10 protein-coding genes and 1 pseudogene are annotated in these 12,065 nt (G+C 70.8%); 4 read left to right on the plus strand and 7 right to left on the minus strand.

Annotation, left to right across the window (positions count from 1 at the left end; genetic code table 11):
* Nucleotides 1-84: 84 nt before the first annotated feature.
* Nucleotides 85-276: pseudogene (locus ACFQ9V_RS20205) on the plus strand (integrase core domain-containing protein); the annotation flags it as partial.
* 69 nt (nt 277-345) lie between these two features.
* A complete protein-coding gene (locus ACFQ9V_RS20210; RefSeq protein WP_382460905.1) occupies nt 346-1,812 on the plus strand; it encodes a DUF1254 domain-containing protein in 1,467 nt (488 codons plus the stop codon).
* A 27-nt stretch (nt 1,813-1,839) separates the two neighbouring features.
* On the opposite strand, the gene ACFQ9V_RS20215 is transcribed toward ACFQ9V_RS20210, so the two are convergent.
* The 5 genes from ACFQ9V_RS20215 to ACFQ9V_RS20235 form a co-directional block, all read right to left on the minus strand.
* The gene (locus tag ACFQ9V_RS20215; RefSeq protein ID WP_369960974.1) at nt 1,840-2,109 is read right to left on the minus strand and encodes a hypothetical protein; all 270 of its coding nucleotides are present in this window, start codon (nt 2,107-2,109) and stop codon (nt 1,840-1,842) included.
* A gap of 74 nt (nt 2,110-2,183) precedes the next feature.
* On the minus strand, nt 2,184-3,305 hold the full coding sequence (locus tag ACFQ9V_RS20220; protein WP_382460906.1) for a glutamate--cysteine ligase: 1,122 nt from the start codon (nt 3,303-3,305) through the stop codon (nt 2,184-2,186).
* A gap of 60 nt (nt 3,306-3,365) precedes the next feature.
* Nucleotides 3,366-3,881, minus strand: coding sequence for a GNAT family N-acetyltransferase (locus ACFQ9V_RS20225; protein ID WP_382460907.1), 516 nt, complete (start codon nt 3,879-3,881; stop codon nt 3,366-3,368).
* Between the two features lie 24 nt (nt 3,882-3,905).
* Nucleotides 3,906-5,051, minus strand: a complete 1,146-nt coding sequence (locus ACFQ9V_RS20230; RefSeq protein ID WP_382460908.1) for a cystathionine gamma-synthase — start codon at nt 5,049-5,051, stop codon at nt 3,906-3,908.
* A gap of 41 nt (nt 5,052-5,092) precedes the next feature.
* Entirely contained in the window at nt 5,093-6,457 is a 1,365-nt protein-coding gene (locus tag ACFQ9V_RS20235; protein ID WP_382460909.1) for a cystathionine beta-synthase, read from the minus strand.
* Between the two features lie 87 nt (nt 6,458-6,544).
* On the opposite strand from ACFQ9V_RS20235, the gene ACFQ9V_RS20240 reads away from it, so the two are divergent.
* Nucleotides 6,545-7,213, plus strand: coding sequence for a metal-dependent transcriptional regulator (locus tag ACFQ9V_RS20240; RefSeq protein WP_382460910.1), 669 nt, complete (start codon nt 6,545-6,547; stop codon nt 7,211-7,213).
* A gap of 4 nt (nt 7,214-7,217) precedes the next feature.
* Here ACFQ9V_RS20240 and ACFQ9V_RS20245 read toward each other — a convergent pair whose 3' ends face one another.
* The gene (locus tag ACFQ9V_RS20245) at nt 7,218-8,459 is read right to left on the minus strand and encodes an Nramp family divalent metal transporter (protein ID WP_382460911.1); all 1,242 of its coding nucleotides are present in this window, start codon (nt 8,457-8,459) and stop codon (nt 7,218-7,220) included.
* Between the two features lie 56 nt (nt 8,460-8,515).
* Nucleotides 8,516-10,393 carry an ABC transporter ATP-binding protein gene (locus ACFQ9V_RS20250; RefSeq protein WP_382460921.1) on the minus strand — a complete coding sequence of 626 codons (1,878 nt, stop codon included), beginning with the start codon at nt 10,391-10,393 and terminating at the stop codon, nt 8,516-8,518.
* A 242-nt stretch (nt 10,394-10,635) separates the two neighbouring features.
* Between ACFQ9V_RS20250 and ACFQ9V_RS20255 the strand changes: the two genes are divergently transcribed.
* The gene (locus tag ACFQ9V_RS20255; RefSeq protein WP_382460912.1) at nt 10,636-11,925 is read left to right on the plus strand and encodes an ABC transporter substrate-binding protein; all 1,290 of its coding nucleotides are present in this window, start codon (nt 10,636-10,638) and stop codon (nt 11,923-11,925) included.
* Nucleotides 11,926-12,065 lie beyond the last annotated feature (140 nt).

A 12,065-nucleotide genomic window follows, 5' to 3' on the forward strand; every position in this document is an offset into this window, starting at 1 on the left:
GCGAAATCATCCGCTGCCTCAAGAGATACATCGCTCGAGAGATCTACGCCAACCTGCCCCAAATCAGCACTTGACGAACATAGGAGCATCGAACGATTCCACCGCACCATGAGCGACGGATGGGCCTACTCCCGGCACTACAACAGCGAGTCAGCCCGCCGAGCAGCCCTCCCCGCCTGGCTCCATCACTACAATCACCACCGACCCCACACCGCCACCGGCAAGCTCCCGCCCATCACCCGACTATCAAGCAACCTGCCTGGGCACTACATCTAGACGCCCCTTCGCGTTCCACGTTATTTTCCCGCCATCGGCCGGACAGACCGGCCACGGGGAGGACGTGCCATGCCGATCGAGGGGACACCGGGTGCGGGGCTGACCGCCGACCAGCTGCGGGAGGCCGTCCGGCGCATCTCGACGCCGGATGAGCTGCCGTCGCCGTTCGGCGCCTTCGAGTTCTTCGACGGGGTGCCACGCCCGACGTCGGTGGAGGCGCTTTACGACGCGCTCGACCTGATGCGCGCCGCGGAGGCGTTCCTGATCGGGATCCCGGGAGCGTCGCTCGTGGCGATGCGCAGCGGCCTGCGCACCGCAGGGGTCACCTCGCCCGACATCGTCGGCTACACCGACCCGCGCGCGAACTCGGGCGGCCTCTACCTCACGCCGAACACGGAGACCACCTACGGGACGACCTTCCTCGATCTGAAGGCGTGGGGTCCGACGGTCATCGAAACGCCGCCGGAGTCGCTCTGCGTGGTGGACGACTTCTGGTTCCGGTACGTGACCGACATGGGCATCGCGGGTCCCGACCGTGGCGCGGGCGGGAAGTACCTGTTCCTTCCCCCGGGCTGGGAGGGCGCGGACCCGGACGGCTACTTCGTGCTGCGCCCGGCCACCTACAGCAACTGGGTCGTCCTCCGCACGCTCGGCGGTGTGCCCGCCATGAAGACGACGCGCATCTACCCGCTCGCCGAGGCAGCGGCGCCCCGCGGGAACACCTTCCTCAACATCGCCGACGTGCGGCAGAACACCGTGCACTCCAACGACCTCGACTTCTTCCGGGAGGTCGACCAGCTCGTCCAGGAGGAGCCGGTCGACGCCCTCGACCCGGAGCGCGCCGGCGTCTTCGCGGCGCTGGGCGTGGTGCACGGACAGCCGTTCGCTCCCGACGAGCAGCGGACGCGGCTCCTCGACGCCGGTGCGCGGCTCGGAGCGGCGATCTCGCGCGCTCTCGTCTTCGCGCCGCGCGACCCCGCCGCGTACTACTGGCCAGGGTCGTCGTGGAAGAACGCGTTCGTCGGCGGCAGCTACGAGTTCCTGCGCGACGGCGCGCGGCTCCTGGACGCCAGAACACAATTCCACTACTTCGCGACCGTCATCACGCCGGCGATGGCGCACGCCCAGGTGGGCGCTGGGTCCGCCTACGCGTACACCGCGGAGGACGGTGACGGGCAGGTGCTCGACGGCGGCGCGACCTACACGCTCCGTGTCCCGGCCGACCCGCCCGCGAAGAACTTCTGGTCGATCGACCTCTACGACACGCAGACGCGCTCGCTGCTCCAGCTCCCGGACAACCCGTACCCGGCGCTGTCCAGCCTCGCCGGCACCGTGAAGCCGGACGCCGACGGCTCGCACCTGCTCTGGTTCGGGCCGAACCCGCCCGCAGGCCACGGGTCGAACTGGATCGGCACCGTGCCGGGCAAGTCGTGGTTCCCGATGGTCCGCCTCTACGGGCCGCTGGAGCCGTGGTTCGACGGGACCTGGAGGCTGCCGGAGCTGGAGCGCGTGACGGAGCCGGTGCCCGGCGACTGAGGAGCGTCCCTCACGGCCCCGCGTCCCTCACAGCCCCGCGCGCGCCGCCAGCAGCTCCACGGCCACCCGCCAGTCCCGCGCCGGGATGCCGTCGCCGGTCTCCTCCTCGCCGGGCGGCCGCGCCACGAACGCCGGCCACGGGTCGCCGGGGATGTGCGACTCCTCGACGAGCCCGAGGTAGTCGCCGCCGAAGTACACCTCCCACGCCGCCGTCGCGGTCGGGCTGTACATGAGGGTGAGCGGGAGCGTGCCGTAGGTGTACACGGCGTGCTGGTGGGCCAGTTCCTTCCCCGTCATGTCCGCCTCCACGTCCCGGCCCTCCATCCCATGTCCGAAGCGTAAGCGCGTCGAGCCTCCGGCGGAAGGGATTGCTACGCCACGATGCGCCCGTCGCCCTCGACGCTCTCGTCGTGGGTCACCGCGACCGCCTCGGCGACGACGTCGCGCATCCGTCCGCGCCGGTCGTGGGCGGCCCGCTGCCGGCCGGCGCCGCCTCCGCTGCGCAGGATCCGGTCCACCCCGCGGCGCACCAGCTCCAGGTCGCCGTAGCTCTCCAGCGCGCGCGCCGTGTGGGCGAGCAGGGCGTCGAGGGCGGCGATCGCGGTGCCTTCGCGGCCGGTCACGGGATGCGGGAGCGTGCCGCCGACCCCGGTCAGCGCCGCCTGCCACTCGGCCAGCCGCAGGGCGGCGGAGGGCGTCGCCAGCGGCGCGACGCCCGAACGCCACTCGCCGACGGCGGTGTCGACGAGGGCGCGCACCAGCGCGGCCAGCACGACCGTGTCGCGCGCGTCGAGGCAGACGTCCGCGACCCGCACCTCCACGGTCGGCTGCTTGTGGGAGACCCGCGCGTCCAGGTAGAGCATCGCCTTGTCGAGGATGACCCCGGTCTCCACGAGCAGCCGCTCGAACCGGTCGTAGGCCTCCACCGACCCGAACACATCGGTCGGCCCTGCGCTCTGCCACTGGTGCCAGGCGACGAACCGGTAACTGGCGTGCCCGGTGTCGACGCCGCCGACGAACGGCGAGTTGGCCGTGAGCGCCAGCAGCGCAGGCAGCCAGGTGCGGATGCGGTCGAGGACGGCGACGCCCTCCTCGCGGGAGTGGATCACGACGTGCACGTGGCAGCCGCAGACCAGCGTGCCCTTCGCGGTGAGCCCGTACTTGGCCATCATCTTGTCGTAGCGCGTGCCAGGCGTCGGGTGCGGGCGCAACGGCAGCGGCGACATCGCGACCGCCACCGCCCTGGCGCCGTGCCGGCGTGCGAGCGTGTCGGCGAGCGTGCGCCCCTCCACGATGTCCGCGTACAGGTCGTGCGTCGTCAGCCGCGGGAGCGTCTGCGTCTCGATCATCTCCTGCTGGATCTCGGCGCCGAGCCGGAGCTCGGTCCCGGCGGGGGCGTCCGCCAGCGCGTACGGGGCGACCGGAGTCGCGATCCCGCGTTCATCGACCAGGAGGAGTTCTTCCTCCACCCCGAAAGTCCTCACGACAACCACTATCGGTGAGGGCTCCTCAGGGAGCAATACCCCGTATCCCGTGAATCCGCCCAGCGCGGCTCAGCCCGGGAGGACGACCCGCCGCTCGAGCACCTGCCCCGGCCACTCGCCGACCAGGAACGGGTCGGTGCGCGTGTACCCGCACGACTCGTACCAGCGCACCAGGTCGCCGGTCCCGCCCGCGTAGCAGTCGACCCGCAGCTTTCCGACCCCCGCGGCGAGCGCCTCCGCGTGGGCGAAGTCCAGCAGCCGCCGGCCTGTCCCCGTGGCGCGCGGGTCGCGGGAGCCGATCAGGACGCGCACGTACAGCTCCGGCTCGGTCGAGGCCGGCACGTACTCGGTCGCCGCCCCGAGCGCGAGGAAGCCCACGACGCCCGCCTCGGGGTGCTCGGCGATCCACGTCCCCGGCTCGGCGACCCAGCCCTGCACGCGGGTCACCTGCTCCGGCCGCTCCGAGAACGGCTGCGTGCCCCACTGCCCGGTGTTCCCGATGGTGACGAACCAGGCGATCGCATCGTCGAACAGGCGCAGCACGGCGTCGGCGTCGGCGGGGCGCGCCGGGCGGATGGAGGTCATGGCCGTGTCGGCTGGCGGCGTCGGCTAGCGGCCCAGCGCCTGCTCGACGTCGGCGAGCAGGTCGGCGACGTCCTCGATGCCGACCGACAGCCGGATGACGTTGTCCGGGACCTCCAGCTCGGTGCCGCGGACCGACGCGTGCGTCATCTCCGACGGGTAGCCGATCAGCGACTCCACACCGCCGAGCGACTCCGCGAGCTGGAACACTTCCGTCGACTCCGCGAACCGCCGCGCCGCCGCCGCTCCCCCGCTCAGCGCGACCGACAGCATGCCGCCGAAGCCGCTCATCTGGCGGGCGGCGAGCTCGTGGCCCGGGTGGTCCGGGAGGCCGGGGTAGTACACCGCGTCGATCCCGGGGCGCCCGACCAGGGCCTCCGCGATCGCCTGCGCGTTCTCGCTGTGCCGCTTCATCCGCACGTCGAGCGTCTTGATGCCGCGGACGGTCAGCCAGGCGTCCATCGGCGCGGACACCGCTCCGGCGGCGAACTGGATGAACTGCGCCTTCTCGGCGAGCTCGGCGTCCGCGAACACCAGGGCGCCGCCGATCACGTCGGAGTGGCCGCCGAGGTACTTGGTCGTGGAGTGCACCACCACGTCCGCGCCGAACGACAGCGGCTGCTGGAGGGCGGGAGACGCGAACGTGTTGTCCACGACGACCAGCGCGCCCGCGGCGTGGCCCAGCTCGACCAGCGCGGCGAGGTCGCTGACCTTCATGAGCGGGTTGCTCGGGGTCTCGATCCACAGCACGCGGGTCTTCTCAGTCCCGATGGCGGTGCGGACGGCGTCCAGGTCGCCGAGGTCGACGGTGGTGTTGCGCACGTCCCAGGCGCCGTGGATGCGGTTGATGAGCCGGTGGGTGCCGCCGTAGACGTCGTTGCCGAGCACGACGTGGTCGCCCGGGCGCAGCACGGCGCGCAGCAGCGCGTCCTCCGCGGCGAGGCCGGAGGCGAACGACAGCGCGCTCACGCCGCCCTCCAGCGAGGCCAGCAGCGACTCCAGCGAGGTGCGCGTCGGGTTGCCGGCGCGCCCGTACTCGTAGCCGCCGCGGAGGCCGCCGACGCCGTCCTGCACGAACGTCGAGGTCTGGTAGATCGGCGGGATGATCGCGCCCGTGGTCGGGTCGAACTCCTGGCCGACATGGATGGCGCGCGTGGCGAAACCGTGGGTCATCGGGATCCTTACGTCGATGCGGTGGTCTGAGGTGCGAGCGGCTATTCGCTCAGGTAGGTGAGGAGGTCCTGCCGGGTCAGCACGGCGACGGGCTTGCCGTCCTCCGTGACCAGCAGCGCGTTCGCGACGGCGAGCGCCGCACGCGCGGCTGTGACCGACTCGTTGACGCCGATCAGCGGCAGCGGCTCGCCCAGGTGCGCCCCGACGGGGTCGTTCATCCTGGCGCGGCCGCCGAACACGTCGTCGACCAGCGAGCGCTCGTCGAGCGCTCCGGCGACCTCGCCCATGACGACCGGCGGCTCCGCCGTCAGCACGGGGAGCTGCGAGACGCCGTACGTGTTCATGATCTCGATGGCGTCGTGCACGGTGTCGGACGGGTGCGCGTGCACGAGGTCCGGCAGGTCGCCGCGCTTCGTGCGGATCACGTCGTGCACGGTCGCCTCGTCGGGGACCTCGCTGAAGCCGTAGGAGCGCATCCACTTGTCGTTGAAGATCTTCGCCAGGTAGCCGCGGCCGCCGTCCGGGAGGATGACCACCACGATGTCGTCGGCGGTGAGGTCCTTCGCGGCGCGGAGGGCCGCCACCACGGCCATGCCGCTGGAGCCGCCGACGAGGATGCCGTCCTCGCGGGCGAGCCGCCTGGTCATGTGGAACGAATCGGCGTCGCTGACCGGGATGACCTCGTCCACCACGCTCGGGTCGTAGGCGCCGGGCCAGAAGTCCTCGCCCACGCCCTCCACGAGGTACGGCCGGCCGGTGCCGCCGGAGTAGACAGAGCCCTCCGGGTCGGCGCCGACGATGCGGACGCGGCCCTCGGAGACCTCCTTGAGGTAGCGTCCGGTGCCCGTGATGGTGCCCCCGGTGCCGACGCCCGCCACCAGGTGGGTGATGCGGCCGTCGGTGTCGCGCCAGATCTCCGGACCGGTGGTCTCGTAGTGGCTGAGAGGCCCGTTCGGGTTGAAGTACTGGTTGGGCTTGAACGCCCCGGGGATCTCCGCCGCCAGCCGATCGGACACCGAGTAGTAGGAGTCCGGGTGCTCCGGAGGCACCGAGGTGGGCGTCACCACGATCTCCGCGCCGTAGGCGGTGAGCACGTTGCGCTTGTCCTCGCCCACCTTGTCGGGCAGCACGAACACGCAGCGGTAGCCGCGCTGCTGGGCGACGAGCGCGAGGCCCACGCCGGTGTTGCCGCTCGTCGGCTCCACGATGGTGCCGCCGGGCTTCAGCAGCCCTTCGGCCTCCGCCGCGTCGAGGATGCGGGAGGCGATGCGGTCCTTCGACGAACCTCCGGGGTTCAGGTACTCGAGTTTGACGAGCACCGTCGCCGCGATTCCGTCGGTCAGCCGGTTGAGCTTCACGAGCGGAGTGTCGCCGACCAAGTCGATGATGGTCTTTGCGTACTTCACGCGGTCCACCGTAACAGGGCGGTCTCGGCGTTGCCGCCGTGTTACCCCGCTCCTTCGCGCTGTGGGCCGCCGCTTAGACTCTCCTCCATGCCCGTGTCCGATCTCTCGCCCGTCGCTCAGGACTACCTGAAGCTGATCTGGTCGGCGACCGAGTGGTCAGGCGACCCCATCACCGTCAAGCAGCTCTCGGAGCGGATGGGCGTGCGCGCCGCGACCGTGTCGGACGGCATCCGCCGGCTCGCCGACCAGGGCCTGGTCGTGCACGAGCCGTACGGCGCGATCGAGCTCACCGACGACGGCCGCCGCGGAGCGGTCGCGATGGTGCGCAGGCACCGGCTGATCGAGACCTTCCTGGTCGAGGAGCTCGGCTACGGCTGGGACGAGGTGCACGACGAGGCCGAGGTGCTGGAGCACGCCGTCTCGGACGAGCTGGTCGCCCGGATCGACCGCCGGCTCGGTTTCCCGGCCCGCGACCCGCACGGCGACCCCATCCCGACGGCCGACGGGACCCCGAGGCGACCGGAGGCCGTCCCGCTGCTGAACGCGGAGACCGGCGCGCCGCTCACCGTCGTGCGCATCTCGGACGCCGACCCGGCCGTCCTCCGCTACCTCGGCGAGCGCGGCATCGGCCTGGACGCCGTGCTGACGGTGGACGAGCACCGCGCCTTCGCGGGCGACGTGACGGTGAACGTCGGGGACGCCACGATCGTCCTCGGTGCGACGGCCGCCGCGGCGGTCTGGGTCGCCGGAGCCTGACCGCTCACTGCGGCAGCAGCGTGAACGCCACCAGCGCGAGGTTGAGCGCCACGACGAGCCCGGCGACACCCCAGCCCACGAGCCGCACCCAGCCGGCGTCCGCCCGCTCCCCCATCACCGCGCGCGACCCGGTCAGCCGCAGCAGCGGGATCATCGCGAACGGGATGCCGAGGCTCAGGAACACCTGCGACAGCACCAGCGCCCAGGTCGGGTCGGCGCCGAGCCACAGGATGACGACGGCCGGGATGAGCGTGACGATCCGCCGGGCGAGCAGCGGCACCCGCACCCGCAGCAGGCCGCTCATGATCGTGGCGCCCGCGTAGCTCCCGACCGAGGTCGACGCCAGCCCGGACGCCAGCAGCCCGACCGCGAAGATCACGCCGATCGCCGGGCCGAGCGCCGCGCTGATCGCGGCGTGCGCGCCCTCGATCGTGTCGGTGCCCGCCATCCCCGGCAGCGCCGCCGCGGCGAGCAGCAGCATCGCGATGTTGACCGCGCCGGCCAGCACCAGCGCGAGCACGACGTCCAGCCGGGTGGCCCGGAGCAGCATGCGCGTGCGCCCCTCGTCGCCACCGGCGCCGTGCCGGTCGCGGGCGAGCGCCGAGTGCAGGTAGATCGCGTGCGGCATGACCGTCGCGCCGAGCATGCTCGCGGCCAGCAGCACCGTCGGCGCCCCGTCGAAACGCGGCACCAGCCCGGACGCGGCCGCCCTCCAGTCGACTGGGCTGACGACCAGCCCCGCCAGAAAACCGACGGCGATCACCCCGAGCAGCACGAGGACGACCGCCTCGAACGGCCGCTGCCCGCCGTGGGTCTGCACGGCGAGCAGCCCGATGGCGGCGACGCCGACGATGAGGCCGCCGACCGGGAGCGGCAGGCCGAACAGCAGGTTCAGCGCGATGGCCCCGCCGATCACCTCGGCGATGTCGGTCGCCGCCGCGACAAGCTCGGCCTGCGCCCAGTATGCCCGCCGCGTCCCCGTGCCGAGCCGCGCGCCGAGGAGTTCGGGGAGGCTGCGGCCCGTGACGATGCCGAGCTTCGCGGACTGGTACTGCACGAAGACCGCGATCCCGTTGGCCGCGACGAGCACCCAGACCAGGAGGTAGCCGTAGCGCGCGCCTGCGGTGAGGTTGGCCGCGACGTTGCCCGGGTCGACGTAGGCGATCGCGGCGACGAAGGCCGGGCCGAGCAGGAGCCACAGGCGCAGGCGGGAGCGCGCGGGCCGCTCCACGACATCCAGCGCCATGCCCGTCTCCCCTGATCGGATTGTTAGCCCAGCCTAACAATGATCGCGGAGCGGGACTAGTCGTCGAGCAGGGCGGTCTCGGTCTGCTCGCGGTACAGGCGCGCGTAGACGCCGCCGACCTCCAGGAGCTCGCGGTGTGTCCCGCGTTCGACCACCTGGCCGTGGTCGATCACGAAGATGACGTCCGCGGCGACGATCGTCGACAGCCTGTGTGCGATAGCGATGGTCGTGCGCCCGCGGGAGGCCGTGTCCAGCGCCTGCTGCACCACCCGCTCCGAGATGGAGTCGAGCGCGCTCGTCGCCTCGTCGAGGATGAGCACCTCCGGGTTCTTCAGCAGCACCCGCGCGATCGCGATGCGCTGCTTCTCGCCGCCCGACAGCCGGTAGCCGCGCTCCCCCACGATCGTGTCGTAGCCGTCGGGGAAGCTCACGATCGTCTGATGGATGTTGGCGCGCGTCGCCGCGGCCTCCAGCTCGTCCTGCGTGGCGTCCGGCCGCGCGTACCGGAGGTTCTCGGCGATCGTCGCGTGGAAGAGATAGGTCTCCTGGCTGACCACGCCGATGTGGGAGACCAGCGAGTCCTGCTGCAGCCCGCGCAGGTCGGTGTCCCCGAACACGATCCGCCCGGAGGTCGTGTCGTAGAACCGCGGGATGAGGTAGCTCACCGTGGTCTTGCCCGCGCCGCTCGGCCCGACGAACGCGGCGAACTCGCCCGGCTCGATCGTGAACGACACGTCGTCCAGGGTGTTGCGCTCCCCCGGCCGGGCGTCCGGATAGCGGAACACCACGTGGTCGAACTCGATGCGGCCGAGGTCGCGGCCCGGGTCGACCGGAACGGCGTCCGGCCGGTCGGCGATGGCCGGCTTCAGATCGAGGTACTCGAAGATCCGGGCGAACAGGGCGCCGGAGGTCTGCAGGTCGAGCGCCACCCGCATGAGCGCGAGCAGCGGGAACAGCAGCCGCGCCTGCACCGTCGTGAAGGCGACGATCGTGCCGGCGGTGATGTCCGTCGCACCGCCGAGGATCAGCCAGCCCGAGACCAGGTACACGATGGCCGGGATGGACGACAGGAAGATGTTCACCATCGCGAAGAACCACTGCCCGCTCATCGACTGCGACACCTGCAGCCGGATCTGGGTGCGGTTCTCGTCCGAGTAGCGCTCGGTCTCGGCCTGCTGCCGGTTGAAGCTCTTCGAGAGCAGGATGCCGGACACGCTCAGCGTCTCCTGCGTGATCGCGGTCATATCCGACAGCGACTCCTGCGTCCGGGTGGCGATCCGCGCGCGCACCTGGCCGACCCGGCGCTGGGCGATCACCAGGATGGGCATCAGGATGACCGCCACGATGGTGAGCTGCCAGTTGAGCAGCAGCATCGCCACCAGCGCCGCGATCACCGTCACCGTGTTGCCGAGGATGCTCGACATGGTGTTGGTGAGCACGTTCGCGACGCCGCCGACGTCGTTCTGCAGTCGCGACTGGATGATGCCGGTCTTGGTCTTGGTGAAGAAGCTCAGCTCCATCGACTGCAGGTGCGAGAACAGACGCACCCGCAGCGCGCCCATCACCTTGTTTCCGACCGACGACGTCAGGTAGGTCTGCCAGACCCCCAGCAGCGCCGAGCCCACATACACGACGATCATGATCACGACGATCTCGATCAGCACCGGCATGTCCGGCGTGCCGGACTTCGGGAACAGCCCCTGGTCGAAGGCGCGCTGGGTGAGCAGCGGCGGGACGACGGACAGCGCCGCGCCGATCAGCACCAGCACCATCGTCATGATGATCGCGGCCCTGTGCGCGGAGAACAGCGACACGATCCGGCGGAACAGGTGCGGGATGCGCGGCGCCTCCGCGTTCAGCGCCCGCTGCGCCGCCGCGTCGCCGGTGCTGACCCGCGAGCGCATGGGACCGCCGCCTCCGACCATGCCACGCATTCCGCTCACACCGAAAGCCTACGTCGGCGCCGTGGGCGCTGATGCCGGGCCGGTTACGCCGTCGGAGGAACCCCCGCCCCCGCACGCGGGTAGACCCTGCCGTGACCCAATCGCAATGCAAGCGCTTGACGTAAACGCTTGCACAGAATTATCGGCGGGAGTACGTTGAGCGCGGGCGCACCCGCGCCTGCACCAAGAGCACCATGCTCGACACGAGCACCAAATACTCAACGAGGAGTGAAATGAAAGCAGCACGTCTCTCCGTGATCGCAGGGGTCGCCCTCGCAGGCCTCGCCCTTGCGGGATGCACCGGCGGCGGTTCAGGAGGCAATAGCTCGGGCGGACCCGCCAGCGAGAACCTCGGCAGCAAGGGCCCCATCACCTACGTGCAGGGCAAGGACAACTCCAACGTCGTCCGCCCCCTGGTGGACAAGTGGAACGCAGCACACCCCAGCGAGAAGGTCACCTTCAAGGAGCAGACCGACCAGGCCGACCAGCAGCACGACGACCTCGTGCAGCACTTCCAGGCGAAGGACCCGAACTACGACGTCGTCGATGTCGACGTGGTGTGGACGGGTGAGTTCGCCGCGAAAGGCTGGCTGCAGCCGCTCACCGGCAGCCTGAAGATGGACAACTCGAAGCTGCTGGCGCCGACGGTCAAGTCGGGCACCTACAACGGCACGCAGTACGCGGCGCCGCAGACCTCCGACGGCGGCATCCTGTACTACCGCAAGGATCTCGTCTCCAGCCCGCCCAAGACGTGGGATGACATGATCAAGGACTGCGACATCGCCAAGGCGAAGGGCATCGGCTGCTACGCCGGTCAGTTCGCCCAGTACGAGGGCCTGACGGTGAACGTGGCCGAGGCCATCAACACCAACGGCGGCACCATCGTCGGCGACGACGGCAAGACCGTCACCGTCGACAGCTCGCAGGCCAACGCGGGTCTGACCCGCCTGGTGGACGGCTTCAAGAACGGCCAGATCCCGGCCGAGGCCATCACCTACCAGGAGGAGCAGGGCCGTCAGGCGTTCGAGGCCGGCAAGCTGATGTTCCTGCGCAACTGGCCGTACGTCTACAACCTGGCCAAGACCGACGGATCGTCCACGGTGAAGGACACCTTCGGCATCGCGCCGCTTCCTGGCATCACGGCCGACAAGCCGGGCGTGTCCAGCCTGGGCGGTCACAACGCCGCGATCAGCGTCTACAGCAAGCACAAGGCGACCGCGTTCGCCTTCCTGCAGTTCCTGCAGAGCGAAGAGACCCAGAAGTTCTTCGTGACGCAGGGCTCGCTCGCGCCTGTGCTGTCCTCGCTGTACAGCGACCCTGGCCTGAACAGCCAGCTTCCGTACCTGACCACCCTGAAGACGTCGATCGAGAACGCGGTCCCGCGTCCTGTTTCGCCGTTCTACCCGGCCATCACCAAGGCCGTTCAGGACAACGCCTATGCCGCCCTGAAGGGCGACAAGTCGGTCGATCAGGCGCTGAAGGACATGTCCGCGGCCATCAAGACCGCGAGCGCGGGCCAGTAGGTCCCACTACGGTCGCGGGGGGGGGGGGCCCCCCCCCCCCCCCCCCCCCCCCCCCCCCCCCCCCCGACCCCCCCGGCCCCCCCAACACACACCGACCCGCGCGGCCCCCCCCACAAAAAAAAAAAAACCCCCCCGCACCG

It is taken from the genome of Leifsonia sp. NPDC056665 (assembly GCF_042791795.1).
In the GTDB taxonomy this organism is placed as follows: Bacteria; Actinomycetota; Actinomycetes; order Actinomycetales; family Microbacteriaceae; genus Leifsonia.

What these genes read in the sequence shown, in the direction of transcription:
- ACFQ9V_RS20210 (WP_382460905.1), top strand. Translation starts at nt 346, where the DNA reads ATGCCGATCGAGGGGACACCGGGTGCGGGGCTGACCGCCGACCAGCTG.
- ACFQ9V_RS20215 (WP_369960974.1), bottom strand. Translation starts at nt 2,109, where the DNA reads ATGACGGGGAAGGAACTGGCCCACCAGCACGCCGTGTACACCTACGGC.
- ACFQ9V_RS20225 (WP_382460907.1), bottom strand. Translation starts at nt 3,881, where the DNA reads ATGACCTCCATCCGCCCGGCGCGCCCCGCCGACGCCGACGCCGTGCTG.
- ACFQ9V_RS20230 (WP_382460908.1), bottom strand. Translation starts at nt 5,051, where the DNA reads ATGACCCACGGTTTCGCCACGCGCGCCATCCATGTCGGCCAGGAGTTC.
- ACFQ9V_RS20240 (WP_382460910.1), top strand. Translation starts at nt 6,545, where the DNA reads ATGCCCGTGTCCGATCTCTCGCCCGTCGCTCAGGACTACCTGAAGCTG.
- ACFQ9V_RS20245 (WP_382460911.1), bottom strand. Translation starts at nt 8,459, where the DNA reads ATGGCGCTGGATGTCGTGGAGCGGCCCGCGCGCTCCCGCCTGCGCCTG.
- ACFQ9V_RS20250 (WP_382460921.1), bottom strand. Translation starts at nt 10,393, where the DNA reads ATGCGTGGCATGGTCGGAGGCGGCGGTCCCATGCGCTCGCGGGTCAGC.
- ACFQ9V_RS20255 (WP_382460912.1), top strand. Translation starts at nt 10,636, where the DNA reads ATGAAAGCAGCACGTCTCTCCGTGATCGCAGGGGTCGCCCTCGCAGGC.